General features: G+C 71.1%; 19 protein-coding genes, 1 pseudogene and 1 riboswitch. Of the genes and pseudogenes, 10 read left to right on the forward strand and 10 right to left on the reverse strand.

The window, feature by feature from the left end; translation table 11 throughout:
• Window positions 1-18 precede the first annotated feature (18 nt).
• Entirely contained in the window at window positions 19-1,125 is a 1,107-nt protein-coding gene (locus tag ABZV42_RS01895) for a GNAT family N-acetyltransferase (protein ID WP_355977563.1), read from the forward strand.
• A 43-nt stretch (window positions 1,126-1,168) separates the two neighbouring features.
• Here ABZV42_RS01895 and ABZV42_RS01900 read toward each other — a convergent pair whose 3' ends face one another.
• The gene (locus ABZV42_RS01900; protein ID WP_355977561.1) at window positions 1,169-1,432 is read right to left on the reverse strand and encodes a DUF4031 domain-containing protein; all 264 of its coding nucleotides are present in this window, start codon (window positions 1,430-1,432) and stop codon (window positions 1,169-1,171) included.
• Window positions 1,429-1,824 (reverse strand): hypothetical protein, encoded by a 396-nt coding sequence (locus ABZV42_RS01905; protein ID WP_355977559.1) that lies wholly within the window; start codon window positions 1,822-1,824, stop codon window positions 1,429-1,431. The genes ABZV42_RS01900 and ABZV42_RS01905 overlap by 4 nt, the downstream gene beginning before the upstream one ends.
• Window positions 1,825-1,880: 56 nt before the next feature.
• Here ABZV42_RS01905 and ABZV42_RS01910 point away from each other — a divergent pair, with 56 nt between their 5' ends.
• From ABZV42_RS01910 to ABZV42_RS01925, 4 genes are read left to right on the forward strand one after another with little or no spacing between them, the layout of a single operon-like run.
• Window positions 1,881-2,801 (forward strand): MurR/RpiR family transcriptional regulator, encoded by a 921-nt coding sequence (locus ABZV42_RS01910; RefSeq protein ID WP_355977556.1) that lies wholly within the window; start codon window positions 1,881-1,883, stop codon window positions 2,799-2,801.
• A gap of 45 nt (window positions 2,802-2,846) precedes the next feature.
• Entirely contained in the window at window positions 2,847-3,782 is a 936-nt protein-coding gene (gene murQ, locus ABZV42_RS01915) for an N-acetylmuramic acid 6-phosphate etherase (RefSeq protein ID WP_356050648.1), read from the forward strand.
• 16 nt (window positions 3,783-3,798) lie between these two features.
• A complete protein-coding gene (locus ABZV42_RS01920) occupies window positions 3,799-5,373 on the forward strand; it encodes a PTS transporter subunit EIIC (protein ID WP_355977551.1) in 1,575 nt (524 codons plus the stop codon).
• 34 nt (window positions 5,374-5,407) lie between these two features.
• Window positions 5,408-5,995 carry a hypothetical protein gene (locus ABZV42_RS01925; RefSeq protein ID WP_355977549.1) on the forward strand — a complete coding sequence of 196 codons (588 nt, stop codon included), beginning with the start codon at window positions 5,408-5,410 and terminating at the stop codon, window positions 5,993-5,995.
• A 48-nt stretch (window positions 5,996-6,043) separates the two neighbouring features.
• On the opposite strand, the gene ABZV42_RS01930 is transcribed toward ABZV42_RS01925, so the two are convergent.
• Complete coding sequence (locus ABZV42_RS01930; RefSeq protein ID WP_356050649.1) at window positions 6,044-6,262, reverse strand: hypothetical protein; 219 nt, start codon at window positions 6,260-6,262, stop codon at window positions 6,044-6,046.
• 115 nt (window positions 6,263-6,377) lie between these two features.
• Between ABZV42_RS01930 and ABZV42_RS01935 the strand changes: the two are divergent.
• Both ABZV42_RS01935 and ABZV42_RS01940 read left to right on the forward strand, forming a co-directional pair.
• Window positions 6,378-7,216: pseudogene (locus tag ABZV42_RS01935) on the forward strand (helix-turn-helix transcriptional regulator).
• A complete protein-coding gene (locus ABZV42_RS01940; RefSeq protein ID WP_356050650.1) occupies window positions 7,200-7,412 on the forward strand; it encodes a DUF397 domain-containing protein in 213 nt (70 codons plus the stop codon). The pseudogene ABZV42_RS01935 and the gene ABZV42_RS01940 overlap by 17 nt, the downstream one beginning before the upstream one ends.
• Before the next feature lie 78 nt (window positions 7,413-7,490).
• On the opposite strand, the gene ABZV42_RS01945 is transcribed toward ABZV42_RS01940, so the two are convergent.
• The 5 genes from ABZV42_RS01945 to thrC form a co-directional block, all read right to left on the reverse strand.
• Window positions 7,491-8,612, reverse strand: coding sequence for an NADH:flavin oxidoreductase (locus tag ABZV42_RS01945; RefSeq protein WP_356050651.1), 1,122 nt, complete (start codon window positions 8,610-8,612; stop codon window positions 7,491-7,493).
• Window positions 8,613-8,899: 287 nt separating this feature from the next.
• The gene (gene groL, locus ABZV42_RS01950; RefSeq protein ID WP_355977537.1) at window positions 8,900-10,522 is read right to left on the reverse strand and encodes a chaperonin GroEL; all 1,623 of its coding nucleotides are present in this window, start codon (window positions 10,520-10,522) and stop codon (window positions 8,900-8,902) included.
• A gap of 376 nt (window positions 10,523-10,898) precedes the next feature.
• Window positions 10,899-11,102: a cold-shock protein gene (locus tag ABZV42_RS01955; protein ID WP_005315736.1), complete on the reverse strand. Its 204-nt coding sequence runs from the start codon at window positions 11,100-11,102 to the stop codon at window positions 10,899-10,901.
• A gap of 441 nt (window positions 11,103-11,543) precedes the next feature.
• Window positions 11,544-11,819, reverse strand: coding sequence for a MoaD/ThiS family protein (locus ABZV42_RS01960; RefSeq protein ID WP_355977534.1), 276 nt, complete (start codon window positions 11,817-11,819; stop codon window positions 11,544-11,546).
• Entirely contained in the window at window positions 11,816-13,114 is a 1,299-nt protein-coding gene (gene thrC, locus ABZV42_RS01965) for a threonine synthase (RefSeq protein ID WP_356050652.1), read from the reverse strand. The genes ABZV42_RS01960 and thrC overlap by 4 nt, the downstream gene beginning before the upstream one ends.
• Before the next feature lie 17 nt (window positions 13,115-13,131).
• Window positions 13,132-13,288: riboswitch (SAM riboswitch) on the reverse strand.
• A 204-nt stretch (window positions 13,289-13,492) separates the two neighbouring features.
• Here thrC and ABZV42_RS01970 point away from each other — a divergent pair.
• Entirely contained in the window at window positions 13,493-14,437 is a 945-nt protein-coding gene (locus ABZV42_RS01970) for a glucosyl-3-phosphoglycerate synthase (protein WP_355977529.1), read from the forward strand.
• A gap of 77 nt (window positions 14,438-14,514) precedes the next feature.
• Window positions 14,515-15,972 carry a trehalose-6-phosphate synthase gene (locus tag ABZV42_RS01975; protein WP_356050653.1) on the forward strand — a complete coding sequence of 486 codons (1,458 nt, stop codon included), beginning with the start codon at window positions 14,515-14,517 and terminating at the stop codon, window positions 15,970-15,972.
• Between the two features lie 145 nt (window positions 15,973-16,117).
• Here the strand turns inward: ABZV42_RS01975 and otsB are convergent, their stop codons facing one another.
• On the reverse strand, window positions 16,118-16,972 hold the full coding sequence (gene otsB / locus ABZV42_RS01980) for a trehalose-phosphatase (protein ID WP_355977523.1): 855 nt from the start codon (window positions 16,970-16,972) through the stop codon (window positions 16,118-16,120).
• A gap of 282 nt (window positions 16,973-17,254) precedes the next feature.
• Complete coding sequence (locus ABZV42_RS01985) at window positions 17,255-17,482, reverse strand: DUF3263 domain-containing protein (protein WP_261701885.1); 228 nt, start codon at window positions 17,480-17,482, stop codon at window positions 17,255-17,257.
• Window positions 17,483-17,644: 162 nt separating this feature from the next.
• Between ABZV42_RS01985 and ABZV42_RS01990 the strand changes: the two genes are divergently transcribed.
• Window positions 17,645-18,640 (forward strand): ROK family protein, encoded by a 996-nt coding sequence (locus tag ABZV42_RS01990; RefSeq protein WP_355977521.1) that lies wholly within the window; start codon window positions 17,645-17,647, stop codon window positions 18,638-18,640.
• The last annotated feature ends 6 nt before the right edge of the window (window positions 18,641-18,646 follow it).

The following is an 18,646-nucleotide window of genomic DNA, read 5'->3' on the forward strand; positions in this document are numbered from 1 at the left end:
CGTCCTATTCTCGGCCGCATGACAGACACGGGCGGGGATCAGGTCGAGGAAGCCGTCGCGAGTTGCGCCGCGCTGCTCCGGGCGGCGGCCGGACGCGACTGGGAGGGCGTACGGGCGGGACGGCTGGAGTGGAGCTGCCGGCGCACCGCCGAGCACATCGCCGGTGATCTCATCGCGTACGCCGGGCAGTTGGCCGGGCGGGCCGCCACGGCGTACGTGCCCTTCGAGATCACGGTGGACGAGGGCACAGGCAACGCGGGGGTCGTCGACGTGATCGAGACGACCGGCGCCCTGCTCGCCGCCGTCGTCCGTACGACCCCGCGCGAGGTGCGCGCCTTCCATCCGTACCCGTTCCGCGGCGCGAACCGCGAGGGCTTCGCCGCGATGGGGGTGGCCGAGGTCCTGCTGCACACGCACGACGTGGCCGAGGGTCTCGGCCTGCCGTACGAGCCGCCGGCCGGGCTGTGCACCTGGGTCCTCACCCGGATCTTCCCGCACGTGCGGCCCGAACCCGACGCCCCGTGGAGCACGCTCCTGTGGGCCACCGGGCGCGGCGACCTGCCGGGCCGGGAACCGGTCACCGAGTGGCGCTGGAACAACAACCTGGTGATCGACGCCGAGCGGCTCACCCTCCAGGGGGTCACCCCGGCCGCCGCCGCCGATCTGCGCGCGGGCGGCACCGGCGGCTTCGAGTGGATGGAGTCCGGCCCGTTCGAGGGCACCCGGGGCGCCGCCGGGATGGTCACGGGCGCCTACGAGAAGGGGGTGCACCGGCCGGAGTGGGGGATGTTCGTACTCGTACGGCGTGAGGACGGCCTCGCGGTCGGCGCGATCGGCTTCCACGGCGTGCCCGACGAGGAGGCACGCGCCGAGGTCGGCTACGACCTCGCGGAGAACGCCCGCGGCCACGGATACGCCACCGAGGCGCTGCGCGCCCTGTCCGACTGGGCCCTCGCCCGCGACGACCTCAAGATCCTGCTCGCCGCCATCGACCGGGACAACGCCCCCTCCCAACGGGTCATCGCCCGCGCCGGATTCACCAGGGTGAGCGATGACATGGAGAAGCTGGCCCGCGAACTGCACGGTCTGGAGGAGCCCTTGCGGCTGTACGTCCGCGAGTCCTGAGCACCCGCGGGCCGCGGGCACCCCGCGAGAAGGCCCCGCCCGCTCAGCGCGCGCGCTTGCGGCGGCGCAGTCCGGCCCCGTGCAGCAGCCGTACGACCTCACGGCTGTGGACCTCCACCGCACCGGCGGCGACCGCGTCGGCGTAGCGGTGCGAGGGGATGTCGTAGTGGTCGCGCTCGAAGGCCCGCGGGGGCGCGCCCAGCCTCTCGGCGAACGCGTGCAGTTCGTCGTAGGAGACGTCGCTGATCAGGTGGGACCAGACCCGGCCGTGCCCCGGCCAGGTCGGCGGATCGATGTAGACGGTCACGAGGACGGGTTCGTGCCGGTCGCCGAGCTCAGCGAGCCCACCGGGGAGATCGTCACGCCCGCCTCGTGGCACACCCAGTGGGGGTCGGCGCCCAGTTCGGGCTCGACGTCCAGGGCGTGCGGGCCGCCGGAGGTGCACACCGGGCACAGCGGCCACCGTCCGTGCCGCTCCAGGAGCGCGTCCTGCACGTCCTGGGCCACGAGCCCGGCGACGAACTCGACACCTTCCGGCCACTGCTCGACCCACCAGCGGCGCTGCACCACCGAGTCCTCGACCAGGGAGACGACGTCCGCCTCGGCCACCTGGCCCGCGATCAGGTCGGCGAGCACACGGGCGCGTGCCGTGTGCAATGCCTGCTCCAGGGGGCTGAGGGGACTGCCGGTGGGATCCATGTCCCCATTGTGGGCACCCTTGACCGTATGCCCCAAAGGAAAATATCTTTCATTATGTGACCAATGACGTGAAGGAAATTTTCGCGGGTGGGGCGCCGCCCGCCCCCGCGGCCCTCGCGGCCAAGGTGCGGACGCTCGCCCCCTCGATGACACGCTCCATGCAGCGGGTCGCCGAGGCCGTCGCCGGTGACCCGGCCGGCTGCGCGGCCCTCACGGTCACCGGACTCGCCGGGCTCACCGGCACCAGCGAGGCCACGGTCGTCCGCACGGCACGCCTCCTCGGCTATCCCGGATACCGGGACCTGCGTCTCGCGCTCGCCGGACTCGCCGCCCAGCAGCAGTCGGGCCGGGCCCCCGCCGTCACCGCCGACATAGCCGTCGACGACCCCATCGCCGACGTCGTCGCCAAACTCGCCTACGACGAGCAGCAGACCCTCGCCGACACCGCCGCCGCGCTCGACACGGTCCAGCTCGGCGCCGCCGTGGACGCCATAGCCACCGCCCGCCGCGTCGACATCTACGGCGTCGGCGCGTCCGGGCTCGTCGCCCAGGACCTCCTCCAGAAACTCCTGCGGATCGGGCTCATGGCCCACGCGCACAGCGACCCGCACCTCGCGGTGACGGGCGCGGTGCAGCTGCGCGCCAAGGACGTGGCGATAGCCATCACGCACTCCGGCTCGACCGGCGACGTCATCGAACCCCTGCGGGTCGCCTTCGAGCACGGGGCGACGACCGTGGCGATCACCGGACGTCCGAGCGGACCGGTCACGCAGTACGCCGACCACGTCCTCACCACCTCGACCGCCCGCGAGAGCGAACTGCGCCCGGCGGCCATGTCGTCGCGCACCAGCCAGCTGCTGGTGGTGGACTGTCTGTTCGTGGGGGTCGCCCAGCGCACCTACGAGACGGCCGCGCCCGCGCTGTCCGCCTCGTACGAGGCCCTGGCGCACCGCCACTCCCCGCGCAACGGCCGATAGCCGCTCCGCACGACCGATACCTCATCGGAAAGAGCCGCCTCTCCCATGACCTCCACGCCCAACTACGGTGATCTCCGAGCAGAGTTGGAGACGCTGACCACCGAGGCGTTCCGCCCCGAACTGTCGGAGATCGACCGTCTGCCCACCCTGGAGATCGCGCGGCTCATGAACGGGGAGGACACGACGGTGCCGGCGGCCGTCGCGGCGCAGCTCCCGCTCATCGCCGCCGCGATCGACGGCATCGCGGAGCGCATGTCCCGCGGCGGCCGCCTGATCTACGCGGGCGCCGGCACCGCGGGCCGCCTCGGCGTTCTGGACGCCTCGGAGTGCCCGCCCACGTTCAACACCGATCCCTCCCGGGTCGTCGGCGTGATCGCGGGCGGCCCGACCGCCATGGTCACCTCGATCGAGGGCGCCGAGGACTCCCGGGACCTCGCCGCGGCCGACCTGGACGCACTGGCACTGACGTCCGACGACACCGTGGTCGGGGTCTCCGCCTCGGGCCGCACCCCGTACGCGGTCGGCGCGGTCGAGCACGCCCGCGAGCAGGGCGCGCTCACGGTCGGCCTGTCCTGCAACGCGCACAGCGCGCTCGCCTCCGCCGCGGACCACGGCATCGAGGTCGTGGTCGGCCCCGAACTGCTCACCGGCTCGACCCGGCTGAAGTCCGGCACCGCGCAGAAGCTCGTCCTGAACATGCTCTCGACGATCACGATGATCCGGCTCGGCAAGACGTACGGGAACCTGATGGTCGACGTACGGGCCTCGAACGAGAAGCTGAGGGCGCGCTCCCGCCGGATCGTCGCCCTCGCCACCGGTGCCCCCGACGAGGAGATCGAGCGCGCGCTGACAGCCACCGACGGTGAGGTGAAGAACGCCATCCTGACGATCCTCGGCGGCGTGGACGGGCCCACCGCCGCCCGCCTTCTGGAGGAGTCCGAGGGCCATCTGCGCGCCGCGCTGGCGAAGGCGTCCGACTGACCAGCACGCTCAGGGAGTGCGTACACCGGACTCCACCACAGCAGCGGCGATCCTCCCCCTCGTGGGCGGCCCCGCGAACGTCCTCACCGTCGCCCACTGCATGACCCGGCTCCGGCTGGGTCTGCGGGACCCGGACCTGGTGGACGAGGAGGGCCTGCGGGCCATTCCCGCCGTCCTCGGCCTGGTCGCGGACGGCCCTTCCTGCCAGATCGTGCTGGGCCCCGGCACGGTCGCCCGCGTGACACCCGAGTTCGAGGCGCTGCTGGCCACCGCCCCGGCCCTCCCGGCCCCCCAGGACCTGGAACCGGCGACAGCCCCGACACTCCTCGCCCCGCACGGCACCGAGCCGGGGCCCCTCGCCGGACCGGCGGCCCCGCACGACTGCGGACCGGCCACCGGCGCGGACCGGCTCGCCCGGCGCGGCGCCGAGCTGAGGGCCGCCAGGACCCGCCGCAACGCCACCCCCCTCAAACTGTTCCTGCGGCGGATCGCGGACGTCTTCGTGCCCCTGATCCCCGCCCTGATCGGCTGCGGGGTGATCGCGGGACTCAACGGCCTGCTGATCAACCTCGGCGTGCTGACGGGCCTCACCCCCGCCCTGACCGCGATCGCCGGCGGGTTCATGGCGCTCATCGCCGTCTTCGTCGGACACAACACGGCCAAGGTGTTCGGCGGCACCCCGGTCCTGGGCGGCGCGGTGGCCGCGGTCGTCGTGTACGCGGGTGTCGCCAAGGTGACCGTCCTCGGGGTGGCGCTCGCCCCCGGCCAGGGCGGCGTCCTGGGCGCCCTGGCCGCGGCCCTGCTCGGGACGTACGTGGAGAAGTGGTGCCGCCGCTGGGTCCCGCCCACCCTGGACGTGCTGATCACCCCCACTCTCACCGTGCTGCTGACCGGCCTGGTGACGCTGTACGCGCTGATGTACGCGGCCGGCGAGCTCTCCGCCGCCATCGGCACCGCCGCCGCCTGGCTGCTGTCCACCACGGGCGCCTTCGCCGGGCTCGTCCTGGGCGCCCTGTTCCTCCCCCTGGTGATGCTGGGCCTGCACCAGGCCCTCATCCCCATCCACACGACCCTCATCGAGCAGCAGGGCTACACCGTCCTGCTGCCCGTACTCGCCATGGCGGGCGCGGGCCAGGTCGGCGCCGCCCTCGCGGTCTACGTCCGGCTGCGCCACGACACCTCGCTGCGCACGACGATCCGATCGGCGCTCCCGGCGGGTCTCCTCGGCGTCGGCGAACCCCTGATCTACGGCGTCTCCCTGCCCCTCGGCCGCCCCTTCGTCACGGCGTGCGCGGGCGGCGCGGCGGGCGGCGCCTTCATCGGCTTCTTCTCGATGCTGGGCGACCGTGTCGGCTCGACGGCCATCGGCCCCTCCGGCCTGGCCCTGTTCCCGCTGCTGTCCGGCAACCGGGGTCTGGCCGTCACCGCGGCGATCTACGCGGGCGGTCTGCTCACCGGGTACGCCGTCGGGTTCGCGGCCACCTACCTCTTCGGCCTCGGCGGCATCCCCGAAAACGGTCTCGACGGCGGACTCGGCAGTGACCTCGGCAGCGCTTCACCGGCCCGCCGGACGGAACGGACCGCCGTATAACCGGGCTGTCGGTGGCGCGTGCGAGGCTGGGGGCATGAACCACGCACAGCTGACCGCCCTGGGCCGTGCTCTGCGGCTGCTCGGGGAGCACGGCGACGCACTGAACGCCGACACCCCCGACACCAAGCTGCACGAGGTCAAGGCGGATCTGAAGCGGGCCCTGGCCCTGCTCGACGAGACGGTGACGACGGCCGCGCCGACCACCCGCTGCTCCGAGCATCCGAACGGCCCGGTGGACGAGAGCGCCCCGGACCGCTGTCTGCTCTGCGAGACCCGCCGCCGCACCGCCCGCCGCACCGAGGTCAACGACGCGTACGGACACGGCCGGACGCCCGCCCCGGACGAGCTGCCCGACCGCACGATGTCCCGCTACGGAGTCCGCGGCGACCGCCCCCAGCCCCAGCAGCGCTGGCTCCCCGAGGTCTGGAACGGCCAGACGTGGCTCCTGTGCGGCACCCCCCGCCGCGACCGCCAGGAGGCCGAGCGCTACCTCGCCGCCGAGCGCCGGGCCCCCCGCCCCGGCATGGCCTACCGCCTCGTCCACGAGTTCACCGACTACGAGGTGCTCCGCATCTGGGGCACCCCGGTCAAGGTCGACATCGAACCGATGGGCAACCTGTAGGCGAGCGGTCCGGGCCCCCGGGCCCCGGCCTCCCGGTCGTGGCGACGGTCACGGCAGGCGCCCCTCCGCGTTGAGCCGCCGCACCCGGGCCCGCAGCACCTCGCCCGGCGGCGCCTCCCCGAGGGCCTCCGGCGGACAGTCCCACTCGATTCCGCCACCGGGCGGCCGCAGTTGTACGAGGCCGCCCTCGCGCCCCATCACCTGCCCGAGCCGCCCGTCCCGCACGTCGATCGCGTACTCCTCGCCCGACGCCGTCCCCATCGCCATCACACCGATCCCTCCACGCTGAGTGTTCCTGTTCGCCACCCAGCGTGACCGGCGTGCCCGTAGCCTGGCCAGAGTCGGCGCTCCAACAACCCCACCTGTTCGACAGGGAGTCGCCATGCCCGGCCCCAAGGACCTCGACCCGTCCTCCTCCCCCGCGCGATGATCGGCGCCGAACTGCGGCACGCCCGGGAGAACGCCGGGCTCAGCCAGTCCGAACTGGGCGAACCCCTCTTCGTCAGCGGTTCCTTCATCGGCCAGCTGGAGTCCGGGACGCGGCGCCTACAGCTCGAATACGCCGTCCAGATAGACGGGATCCTCGGGACGAAGGGCTTCTTCGAGCGCAATTGCAGAGCCCTGGCCAGGTCGAAGTACCCGGACCACTTCGTGGAGGCGGCGGAGGCGGAGGCGGTTGCCACGGGGATCAGGGAGTATGCGCCGGCGCTCGTACCCGGCTTGTTGCAGACACGGGGGTACGCGCAGGCAATGTTCCGGCGGGGGCGCCCAACAGCAACAGCACAGGCCATCGACGAGTTGGTCGAGGCCCGACTGGAGCGTGCGCGCCTGCTCGACGATCCAACAACGCCGTTGTTGTGGGCGATTCTTGACGAGGCCGTCCTGCGACGGAAGGTCGGAGAAGGGCCTGTCATGGCCGAAGCCCTGCGGCACATCACCACCCTGGCGGGGAAACATCGGGTCATCGTGCAGGTGCTGCCGTTTGCCACAGGAGCTCACATGGCCATGGAGGGCTCTCTGAAGCTGATGGCCTTCGACGGCGCCCCGTCGCTCGCCTACCTGCAAGGTCTGGGCACGGGCCGACTGGAGGACGACCCGGCCACCGTCGCTCACCACGACCTGACGTTCCATCTCCTCGGCGCCAGCGCACTCTCCCCGCATGAATCACTGGCCCTGATCGACTCGGTGGCAGAGGATTACGAGCATGAGGAACAACCCTGAATGCGAGCTGAGCCAAGCCAGTTGGCGCAAGTCCACATACAGCGGAGCAAGTGGCGGCGACTGCCTGGAAGTGGGCCTCACCGAAGGCCACCCCTCCCTCGTTCCGGTCCGGGACTCGAAGAACCTCGGTCCCTCGATCACCTTCGGGGCCGCCGCCTGGACCGCGTTCGTCGGTCACGTCGGCGCCACCGGCTGACCGGCACAAAAAGGGACGGCGCCCGCGTCGCGGCGGGCGCCGTCCCTCCCCCGTTCCTCCCGTTGCCGGGAAGTTGTGTCAGCTCAGTGTGCGCAGCGCCGCCGCGTCGTACGGGGCCAGTTCGTCGAAGCGTCCGGCCAGGACCTTCGCCGCCCACTCGGGGTCCTGGAGCAGCGCGCGGCCGATCGCGACGAGGTCGAACTCGTCGCGCTCCATGCGGTCGAGGAGGTCGTCGATGCCCTTGACCGGGGAACCCTCGCCCACGAACGCCTTGATGAAGTCACCGTCCAGACCGACCGAGCCGACGGTGATGGTCGGCTTGCCGGTCAGCTTCTTCGTCCAGCCGGCGAGGTTGAGGTCGGAGCCGTCGAACTCGGGCAGCCAGTAACGGCGCGTGGAGGCGTGGAAGGAGTCCACTCCGGCCGCGGCGAGCGGGGCGAGGATCGCCTCCAGCTCCTCCGGGGTCTCGGCGAGCCGGGCGTCGTACGCCTGCTGCTTCCACTGCGAGTAGCGGAAGAGGACGGGGAACTCGGGCGAGACGGCCGCACGCACCGCGGCGACGATCTCCGCCGAGAACTTCGTACGGGCCACCGGGTCACCGCCGTACGCGTCCTCGCGGCGGTTGGTGCCGGCCCACAGGAACTGGTCGAGCAGGTAGCCGTGGGCGCCGTGCAGTTCGACACCGTCGAAGCCGATGCGCTCGGCGTCCGCCGCCGCCTTCGCGAACGCCTCGATGACGTCGTCGAGGTCCTGCTGCGTCATGGCCTTGCCGGTGACCTCGGCGTCCTCCTTGTAGAGGCCGGAGGGGCCGACCGGCGGGGCGTCCGCGAAGGGCGGCTCGCCCGCCTTGCGGACCATGCCTATGTGCCACAGCTGCGGGACGATCGTGCCGCCCGCCGCGTGCACGGCGTCGGCGACCTTCGCCCAGCCGGCGAGCTGGTCCTCGCCGTGGAAGCGCGGCACCGCGTCGCTCTGTCCGGCCGAGTCGTGGCCGACGTACGTGCCCTCGGTGACGATCAGGCCGACGCCCGCGGCGGCACGGCGGGAGTAGTAGCCGACCACGTCCTCGCCGGGTACACCGCCCGGCGAGAACATCCTGGTCATCGGGGCCATGGCGATCCGGTTCGGGACGGTCAGGCCGTTGATGGAGACAGGGCGGGACAGGATGTCGGCTGCGCGGGACGCGGCGTCAGCGGTCACGTGGGGGCTCCTCGGGGAGGTGGTCGGTATGACGTCGTGCGGGCTGCGGGGCAGGAGATTCCGTGCGGTATGTGCACATGCATCAACTGCTTCTTCAGCGTCAACCGCCGTACCGGGCGCGGCATTCCACCGCTCCCGTACGGGCCCTTGTGATCCGGGCCACGCTCCGGGCCGTCCGCGCTCGGGTCCGGGACCGCGCCGGGCCGGAGAAACGCCCGAGGGCGGCACCCTCCCTCGCGGGAAGGTGCCGCCCTCGGAACGTCAGGACGTTGATCGACCGGGGTCGATCAGAAGTCCATGTCACCGCCCGGCATGCCGCCCGGAGCGGCCGAGGAGGCCTTCTCCGGCTTGTCGGCGATGACGGCCTCGGTGGTCAGGAACAGCGCGGCGATGGAGGCGGCGTTCTGCAGGGCAGAGCGCGTGACCTTCGCCGGGTCGATGATGCCTTCGGCGATCATGTCGACGTACTCACCGGTCGCGGCGTTCAGGCCGTGGCCGACGGGAAGGTTGCGCACCTTCTCGACAATGACGCCACCCTCGAGACCACCGTTGACGGCGATCTGCTTGAGCGGGGCCTCCAGGGCCAGACGCACGGCGTTGGCGCCGGTCGCCTCGTCACCCGTGAGCTCGAGCTTCTCGAAGACCGAGGAAGCCTGGAGCAGGGCCACGCCACCACCGGCGACGATGCCCTCCTCGACGGCCGCCTTCGCGTTGCGAACGGCGTCCTCGATGCGGTGCTTGCGCTCCTTGAGCTCGACCTCGGTGGCGGCACCGGCCTTGATGACGGCCACGCCGCCGGCCAGCTTCGCCAGACGCTCCTGGAGCTTCTCGCGGTCGTAGTCCGAGTCCGAGTTCTCGATCTCGGCACGGATCTGGTTCACGCGGCCGGCGACCTGGTCGGCAGAGCCGGAGCCGTCGACGATCGTGGTCTCGTCCTTGGTGATGACGACCTTGCGGGCGCGGCCCAGCAGGTCAAGACCCGCGTTCTCCAGCTTGAGGCCGACCTCCTCGGAGATGACCTCGCCGCCCGTGAGGATGGCGATGTCGCCGAGCATGGCCTTGCGGCGGTCACCGAAGCCCGGGGCCTTGACGGCGACGGACTTGAAGGTGCCACGGATCTTGTTGACGACCAGGGTCGACAGGGCCTCGCCCTCGACGTCCTCGGCGATGATCAGCAGCGGCTTGCCGCCCTGCATGACCTTCTCGAGGAGCGGGAGCAGGTCCTTCACGTTCGCGATCTTGGAGTTCGCGATCAGGATGTACGGGTCGTCGAGGACGGCCTCCATACGCTCCATGTCGGTGGCGAAGTACGCCGAGATGTAGCCCTTGTCGAAGCGCATACCCTCGGTGAGTTCCAGCTCCAGACCGAAGGTCTGGGACTCCTCGACGGTGATGACGCCTTCCTTGCCGACCTTGTCCATCGCCTCGGCGATGAGCTCGCCGATCTGGGTGTCGGCGGCGGAGATGGAGGCCGTGGAAGCGATCTGCTCCTTGGTCTCGACATCCTTGGCCTGCTCGAGCAGGGCACCGGAGACGGCCTCGACGGCCTTCTCGATACCGCGCTTGAGGGCCATCGGGTTGGCGCCGGCGGCGACGTTGCGCAGACCCTCGCGCACGAGCGCCTGGGCGAGAACGGTCGCCGTGGTCGTACCGTCACCGGCGACGTCGTCCGTCTTCTTGGCGACTTCCTTGACCAGCTCGGCGCCGATCTTCTCGTACGGGTCCTCGAGCTCGATCTCCTTGGCGATGGAAACACCATCGTTGGTGATCGTGGGCGCGCCCCACTTCTTCTCGAGGACGACGTTACGGCCCTTGGGGCCGAGGGTGACCTTGACGGCGTCGGCGAGCTGGTTCATCCCGCGCTCGAGACCGCGCCGTGCCTCCTCGTCGAACGCGATGATCTTGGCCATGTGAAGTGGTCCTCCCGGACGGGGTGGATTGCTCCGGATCGTGCCCGCGCCCGCGACGGACGGCCTGCAAGCCTTGTGGTTCCTTGCCCCACAGGCCCGCGGGCCTCGCTGACCCGATCCAAATTCTGTCACTCTCACTGGGAGAGTGCTAACGCCAATGATTAGCACTCGACCCCCCCGAGTGCAAGGTGCCCTCGCGAAGCGAGCCCGTTGGGGGGTGGCGGTCGGGCGACGGGCGGGCGCAGGGTGCGCTCGCGAAGCGAGCCGTCCGGCAACGGGTTGACGGGGGCGGCCGAGCACGCACGAGGGGCCCGCATCCCTGGTGGGATGCGGGCCCCTCGTGCGTGAGTTGAGTCGGTGGTCGTTCGCGCCCGGATCAGACGGCGAGTTTGACCATGTCCGCCTGCGGACCCTTCTGGCCCTGCGAGATCTCGAACTCCACTCGCTGACCCTCTTCAAGGGTGCGGTAGCCGTCCATCTGAATCGCGCTGTAGTGCACGAAGACGTCCGCACCACCGTCGACCGCGATGAAGCCGTACCCCTTCTCCGCGTTGAACCACTTGACGGTGCCCTGAGCCATGCCTAACTCCCCTATTACTGGCCCTTGCACAGATCCACACTTCGCGGATCCGGGTCAGACCTCACCCCCCATTGGTTGGGGGTGTGCGCCGGAACGCGTCGACCGCGGCTGAATGTATCTGTCCAACTGCCCTCTGCAACAGGTCAATCGGACGAGAATTCTGGGCATGGCTGATCAATGATATGCGGAGGACATGCAAGAATCCGGGGCAAGTCGGGCCCCATAAATGCCATAAAGTGCCCAAAAAGGCGAGCTACTTTGGCTACTTCTTGTCGGCCGGCGAATGCTCACTCATATGCGCCCGGCATGAAACCAACATCAAAAGCGGAGTGGCTTCCCCAACTCTAGCGCGTTCAACCCTACAGAATTGCCCCCTCCGCTTGTCTTACGGAGGGGGCAATTATGTGAACGCAATGTGTTCGGCATTACCGAGGGTAACGATCAGCCTCCGGCGACGGCCGGAATGATCGAGACGCCCACACCGTCCGGGGTCGCCGTCTCCAGACCCTGCTCGAAGCGCACGTCGTCGTCGTTGACGTACACGTTCACGAAGCGGCGCAGCTTGCCCTGGTCGTCCAGAACGCGCGCGGCGATGCCCGTGTGGTTCTTCTCCAGGTCGCCGATGACCTCGGCGAGGGTCGCGCCCTCGGCCGTCACCTCGGCGGCGCCACCGGTGTAGGTGCGCAGGATGGTGGGGATGCGGACGTTGACGCTCATGATGCGAGGCCAGCCTCTCGGAAGGAGTCGAGGTTCGGGCGGATGGTCGCGGTCAGCCCGGTGTCGGAGGCCACCGCGTCCAGGGTCTTGAGGCCGTCGCCGGTGTTCAGAACGACCGTGGTGAGGGCCGGGTCCAGGAGACCGTTCTCGATCAGCTTGCGGGTGACGCCGACGGTCACCCCGCCGGCGGTCTCCGCGAAGATGCCCTCGGTGCGCGCGAGCAGCTTGATCGCGTCGACGATCTGCTCGTCGTTCACGTCCTCCACCGCGCCTCCGGTGCGGCGCGCGATGTCCAGCACGTACGGCCCGTCCGCCGGGTTGCCGATGGCGAGCGACTTGGCGATGGTGTCCGGCTTCTGCGGCCGTACGACGTCGTGGCCCGCCTTGTAGGCGACGGAGACCGGGGAGCAGCCCTCGGCCTGGGCGCCGAAGATCTTGTACGGCCTGTCCTCGACGAGTCCGAGCTTGATCAGCTCCTGGAGGCCCTTGTCGATCTTCGTGAGCTGGGAGCCGGAGGCGATCGGCACGACCAGCTGGTCGGGGAGCTTCCAGCCGAGCTGCTCGCAGATCTCGTACGCCAGGGTCTTGGAACCCTCGGCGTAGTAGGGCCGCAGGTTGACGTTGACGAATCCCCAGCCCTCGCCGGCCGGGTCGCCGATCAGCTCGGAGCAGAAACGGTTCACGTCGTCGTAGTTGCCCTCGATGCCGACGAGTTCGCCGCCGTAGACCGCGGCCATGACGACCTTGCCCTGCTCCAGGTCGTGCGGGATGAACACGCAGGAACGGAAGCCGGCGCGGGCCGCAGCGGCGCCGACGGCTCCGGCGAGGTTGCCGGTGGAGGAGCAGGAGAGGGTGGTGAAGCCGAAGGCGCGGGCGGCCTCGATGGCCTGGGCGACGACGCGGTCCTTGAAGGAGTGCGTCGGGTTGCCGGAGTCGTCCTTGACGAACAGCTTTCCGGCGTCGACCCCGAGCTCACGGGCCAGGTTGTCGGCCTGGACGAGCTTGGTCCAGCCCGGGTTGATGTTCGGCTTGTCCGCCACGTCCGCGGGGACGGGCAGGAGCGGCGCGTAGCGCCAGATGTTCGCGGGTCCCGCTTCGATCTGCTTGCGGAGCTCTTCGGTGTCGTAGGCCGAGAAGTCGTAGGCGATCTCCAGCGGGCCGAAACACTCCTCGCAGGCGAAGACCGGGCCGAGCGGGACGCGGTGTCCGCACTCGCGGCAGGAAAGCGCCGCGGCCGGGCCGAGATCGACCGTTTCGGCGGAGTTCGTGGTGCTTGCAACTGTCTGCGCAGCCATGGAGGCGAGGCCCTTTCTCCTCATCTTCCTCACAGCGCACTTCGCCGTGAGACGGATTTGGCACCTTCCCGAGCCGGGAGCCTCGCGACGCGATCGACATCGATCGGTACGAGACCGGCTGGAGGGTTGCCGGGGCTTCATCGGGCCGTATCCCTCTGCCCCTCTGGATGAGCGGTATTTGATTGTTGAACTGTTGAACGCGATACACGCCCATGATCCAGGACATGCGATGGTCATGCGCGTTGTTCAAGACTGTAACCGAAGGCCAGGACAGTTGAGATAGTCGTCCGAACCGCGAGACGAGCCGATCGATCTGCCGCTGGCCGCAGCGGGCACGCCGATGAGAGCGTGTGATCAGACAGTGAGGAGCCGCAGACGGTGCTGAGAGAAGTCGAAAGCTGGCTGAGCACACGCTCCTGGTCCGTGACCGACCGACCGCTGCACAGGCTCATGGCGGCCAAACGCGTCAGCGGGTCGACGGTGAGTGTCGTGCTGCCCGCGCTCAACGAGGAGGAGACGGTCGGCGAGATCGTCGCGATCATCCGCCACGACCTGATGCAGCAGGTGCCGCTCGTCGACGAGATCGTCGTCGTCGACTCGGGCTCCACGGACCGCACCTCCGCGGTCGCCGCCGCCGCGGGCGCGCGGGTCGTGCACCGCGACGACATCCTGCCGCGGATTCCGGCCGTGCCCGGCAAGGGCGAGGTGCTGTGGCGGTCGCTGCTCGTGACGAGCGGGGACATCGTCTGTTTCATCGACGCGGACCTCAAGGAGTTCTCGTCCGACTTCGTCTCCGGCATCGTGGGCCCGCTGCTCACCGATCCCGGCGTGGACCTGGTCAAGGCGATGTACGACCGCCCGCTGGCCGGCACCGGCGGGCAGGGCGGCCGGGTCACCGAGCTGATGGCCCGCCCCCTGCTGAACATGCACTGGCCCCAGCTCGCGGGCTTCGTCCAGCCGCTCGGCGGCGAGTACGCGGCCCGCCGCTCCCTGCTCGAACAGCTCCCCTTCCCCGTCGGCTACGGCGTGGAACTCGGCATGCTCGTCGACTCCCTGCACCTGGTGGGTCTCGACGCCCTCGCCCAGGTCGACGTCGGGGTGCGCAAGCACCGCCACCAGGACGGACAAGCGCTGGGCCGGATGGCCGCGGCGATCTACCGCACCGCCCAGCTCCGGCTGGCCCGCGGCCACCTGATCCGGCCCTCCCTCACCCAGTTCGAGCGCGGCCGGGACGGTTTCCGGCCGCGCACGTACTCCGTGGACACCGAGGAAAGGCCGCCGATGACCGAAATCTCCGAGTACCAGCGGCGCAAGGCCGCCTAGACCGGCCCGGACGGCCGCGATCGCATACGGCCGAAGGGCGCGTTTGAGCGTTTCGACACGGGGCTAGGTTTCGAGGCATGGCTTCAACGCATGGTGCCCACCGGATTCTGGTCGCGTCCAACCGCGGCCCGGTCACGTACGAGGTACGAGAGGACGACTCGCTGCACGCCAGGCGCGGCGGCGGCGGACTCGTCTCGGGACTCTCGGCGATCGGGCCGGAAGCGGGCGCCCTCTGGGTGTGCTCCGCTCTCGGCGACGGCGACCGCGAGGCCGTCAGGCGCGGAGTCGGCGAGGACGGCGTTCGCATGCTCGCCATCGACGGCGAGGTGCACGCCGACGCCTACAACGGCATCGCCAACTCCGTGCTGTGGTTCGTCCACCACATGCTCTACCAGACCCCGCTGGAGCCGGTCTTCGACGCGGAGTTCCGGAGCCGGTGGGAGTCGTACCGGACCTACAACCGCGCCTTCGCCGAGGCGCTGGCCGAGGAGGCTGCCGAGGGCGCGGCGGTGCTGGTCCAGGACTACCACCTGTGCCTGGTGCCCGGGATGCTCCGCGAACTGCGCCCCGACCTGCGCATCGGCCACTTCTCCCACACCCCGTGGGCACCCGAGGACTACTTCCGGATGCTCCCCGACGACATCAGCGCGGAGCTGATGGCGGGCATGCTCGGCGCCGACCGGGTGGCCTTCCTGACCTGGCGGTGGGCCACGGCGTTCCTGCGCTGCGCGGAGACGGCCGCCCCCGGGCGCCGTACCGGGTCCTGGTCATCGGGGGCGCCCCGGGCGGTCGTGCACCTGGACGGCGCAGGGGCGCCCCTGCGGGAGACCCTCATCGGGGTGCACGGCCTCGGCGCGGACGCCGAGTTCCTGCGCGAACGCTCGCACCGGGCGGACGTCGAGGAACGGATGGCCGCGCTGCGCGAGGAGATCGGCGCGGACCGCAAGGCGATCGTGCGCGTCGACCGGACCGAGCTGTCCAAGAACATCGTGCGGGGGCTGCTGGCGTACCGGCAGCTGCTCGACGACCACCCCGAGTGGCGCGAGCGGGTCGTCCATGTGGCCTTCGCCTATCCGTCGCGGCAGGACCTCGCGGTCTACCGGGACTACACGGCCGAGGTGCAGCGGCTCGCCGACGAGATCAACTCCGGTTACGGAACGCCCGGCTGGACCCCGGTGGTGCTGCATGTGAAGGACGACTTCGCGCGCTCGCTCGCCGCGTACCGGCTGGCCGACGTCGCCCTCGTCAACCCCATCAGGGACGGCATGAACCTCGTCGCCAAGGAGGTCCCGGTCGTCTCCGACGAGGGCTGCGTGCTGGTCCTGTCGCGGGAGGCCGGGGCCTACGAGGAACTGGGCGAGGACGCGATCACGGTGAACCCGTACGACATCACCGGTACGGCGCGGGCGCTGCACGAGGCGCTCGGCATGCAGCCCGGCGAACGGGCGGAGCGCACCAAGCGGCTGGCCGCCGCGGCCACCGCGCTGCCGCCCGCCCAGTGGTTCCTGGACCAGCTGCACGAGCTGGAGGGCTGAGCGAGATCCCAGCCTGAAATCAGCCCCTCCGGCGTTTGAGGAGCGGGGTCCGGGGCGGAGCCCCGGGTACGGGACGGGTAGGGGCGGAGGGGGCGAAAAAGGCCTGCCCCCCGCCCCGGCCCGCCCGGGGCGACAGGCGACCGGGTCAGCCGAGGGCGGCCGCGAGAGCGGCAAGGAGGCGGACGACCCCGGCCGGCCCGTCGACCACCAGGTCGGCGCGTTCGGCGAGTTCGGCGACCTCGGAGCTGCCGCTGCACACCAGGAGCCCGGGGATCCCCTCGGAGCGGAGCTTGTCGACGGCGGCGAAGGCGGGCAGGTCGCCCAGGTCGTCGCCCGCGTACAGGACGGCCTCGGCGCCGATCTCCCGTACGTACTCCATGAGGGCGACGCCCTTGTCCATGCCCGGCGGGCGCAGCTCAAGGACCATGCGGCCCGGCTCGACGATCAGACCGTGCCTGGCGGCGAGTTCGCCGAGCGGCTCCCGCAGCGCCTCGAACGCGGCCTGGGGGTCGCCGGCGCGCCGCGTGTGCACGGCGACCGCGCGGCCCTTCTCCTCGATCCAGGTGCCCTGCCAGGCCCCGATCCCGTCGAGGAACCCGGGCAGTTCGGCGCGGACGGAGGCCACCCCGGGGTGCGGAGCGGGGGCGGTGACCGTGCCGCTCACCGCGTCCCAGCGCTCTGCGCCGTAGTGGCCTAGGACGACCAAGTGCTCAAGACCGGCGACGCCCGCGAAGCCGCCGTGGCGCACGGCCACTCCGGCCGGGCGGCCGGTGACCACGGCGACGGAGGCGACCTTGGGGGCGAGCACGGCCAGGACGGGGACCGCGTCGGGGTGCGCGCGGGCCCGGTCGGGGTCGGGGACGATGGGGGCGAGGGTTCCGTCGAAATCGAGTGCGACGACCGTCCGGGCCGGGCGCGTGAGGATCGCCTCCAGAGCGTCGCGTCCGGCGGGGGTCACCGGGGCCGGCAAGGAGTCCTTGGATTCGGGGTGGCTGCCCATGGGGTGACCCTATCCGGGCGGGGGCGGGCGCACCCGCGACTCGTGGCCGAAGCGGGGACCCGCGACCCGGATTGCCTCGATCCCGCCGGGGGTCCCACTGCTCTCCATCGCCATCCGGTCTCACGGTTCGGTCCCGTCGCCGAACTCGACTGATCCGGCCGCGTGTCGCCCCGGGCGGGTAGGGGTGGGGCAGGCCTTTCTCGCCCCCTCCGCCCCTACCCGTCCCGTACCTGGGGCTCCGCCCCGGACCCCGCTCCTCAAACGCCGGAGGGGCTGAACTTTTCACCGTTCGTCGCGGCGGCTCTCCCGTACCCGGCGCAGCCTGTTCACCGTGACGGGGTCGTGCGCGAGGGCGCGCGGGTCGTTCAGCAGCGCGTTGAGCAGCTGGTAGTAGCGGACCGGGGCCAGGCCCAGCTGTTCGCGTATGGCGCGCTCCTTGGCGCCGGGACCGGGGAAGCCGCGGCGCTCCAGGGCGAGAATGCTCCGTTCGCGCGCGGGCAGCTCTTCCATGGACAGCACGGTAGTCCCCGGCACCGACAGGCGCCGGGGCCGGGGGCCGGGGCCGCCGCACCGGGGGGCATCGGTCTCGGAATGCGATACAAGGCGGACACAAGGCCCCCTATCCAGCGAGTGGACTAGACCTTTCAAGGGGTAAAGGCGACACTGTCCCCCGTGAGACACGTCATCGCCCTCGATGTGGGCGGCACCGGGATGAAGGCCGCCCTCGTCGGGGTGGACAACGAGCCCTCCCCCGACCGCCCCGGCGCGCCGGGGCCGCAGGCTCCCGGGCACCTCGCGCTGCTGCACCAGGCCCGCCGGGCGACCGGCCGTGAGCGCGGGCCCGACGCCGTCGTCGAGGACATCCTCGCCTTCGCCGCCGAACTGCGCGCCTACGGCGAGGAGCGCTTCGGCGAGAGCGCCGTGGCCGCCGGCGTCGCCGTCCCCGGCATCGTCGACGCCCGGGGCGGCATCGCGGTCTACGCCGCCAACCTCGGCTGGCGCGACGTACCGCTGCGCGCGCTGCTCGGCGAGCGGCTCGGCGGCATACCCGTCGCGCTCGGGCACGACGTGCGCACCGGCGGGCTCGCCGAGGGCCGGATCGGCGCCGGACAGGGAGCGGACCGCTTCCTCTTCGTCCCGCTGGGCACCGGCATAGCGGGCGCCATCGGCATCGACGGCTCCGTCGAGGAGGGCGCGCACGGCTTCGCCGGGGAGATCGGCCACATCGTCGTACGGCCCGGCGGGTCCCCGTGCCCCTGCGGGCAGCACGGCTGCCTGGAGAGGTACGCCTCCGGGGCGGCCGTCAGCCAGGCCTGGGCCGAGGCGTCCGGCGACCCCGAGGCGGACGCGGCGGACTGCGCCAAGGCCGTCGAGTCGGGCGACCCGAGGGCGCGGGCCGTGTGGCAGGAGGCCGTCGACGCGCTCGCCGACGGCCTGGTCACCGCGCTCACCCTCCTGGACCCGCGCACCCTGATCATCGGTGGCGGGCTCGCCGAGGCCGGGGAAACCTTGTTCACACCCCTGCGGACCGCGGTCGAACGTCGTGTCACCTTCCAGAAGCTGCCGTCCATCGTCCCCGCAGCCCTCGGGGACACCGCCGGATGCCTCGGTGCCGGGCTCCTCGCCCGGGACCTCCTGAACCCCACTTCTACGACTCCGCGGAGGTAACCACCC

The sequence above is a fragment of the Streptomyces sp. NPDC005281 genome (assembly GCF_040607495.1).
GTDB lineage: Bacteria > Actinomycetota > Actinomycetes > Streptomycetales > Streptomycetaceae > Streptomyces.

What these genes read in the sequence shown, in the direction of transcription:
- ABZV42_RS01895 (WP_355977563.1), top strand. Translation starts at nt 19, where the DNA reads ATGACAGACACGGGCGGGGATCAGGTCGAGGAAGCCGTCGCGAGTTGC.
- ABZV42_RS01985 (WP_261701885.1), bottom strand. Translation starts at nt 17,482, where the DNA reads ATGGAAGAGCTGCCCGCGCGCGAACGGAGCATTCTCGCCCTGGAGCGC.
- ABZV42_RS01905 (WP_355977559.1), bottom strand. Translation starts at nt 1,824, where the DNA reads ATGGATCCCACCGGCAGTCCCCTCAGCCCCCTGGAGCAGGCATTGCAC.
- ABZV42_RS01975 (WP_356050653.1), top strand. Translation starts at nt 14,515, where the DNA reads ATGGCTTCAACGCATGGTGCCCACCGGATTCTGGTCGCGTCCAACCGC.
- ABZV42_RS01925 (WP_355977549.1), top strand. Translation starts at nt 5,408, where the DNA reads ATGAACCACGCACAGCTGACCGCCCTGGGCCGTGCTCTGCGGCTGCTC.
- otsB (WP_355977523.1), bottom strand. Translation starts at nt 16,972, where the DNA reads ATGGGCAGCCACCCCGAATCCAAGGACTCCTTGCCGGCCCCGGTGACC.
- groL (WP_355977537.1), bottom strand. Translation starts at nt 10,522, where the DNA reads ATGGCCAAGATCATCGCGTTCGACGAGGAGGCACGGCGCGGTCTCGAG.
- murQ (WP_356050648.1), top strand. Translation starts at nt 2,847, where the DNA reads ATGACCTCCACGCCCAACTACGGTGATCTCCGAGCAGAGTTGGAGACG.
- ABZV42_RS01955 (WP_005315736.1), bottom strand. Translation starts at nt 11,102, where the DNA reads ATGGCTCAGGGCACCGTCAAGTGGTTCAACGCGGAGAAGGGGTACGGC.
- ABZV42_RS01960 (WP_355977534.1), bottom strand. Translation starts at nt 11,819, where the DNA reads ATGAGCGTCAACGTCCGCATCCCCACCATCCTGCGCACCTACACCGGT.
- thrC (WP_356050652.1), bottom strand. Translation starts at nt 13,114, where the DNA reads ATGGCTGCGCAGACAGTTGCAAGCACCACGAACTCCGCCGAAACGGTC.
- ABZV42_RS01940 (WP_356050650.1), top strand. Translation starts at nt 7,200, where the DNA reads ATGAGGAACAACCCTGAATGCGAGCTGAGCCAAGCCAGTTGGCGCAAG.
- ABZV42_RS01930 (WP_356050649.1), bottom strand. Translation starts at nt 6,262, where the DNA reads ATGGCGATGGGGACGGCGTCGGGCGAGGAGTACGCGATCGACGTGCGG.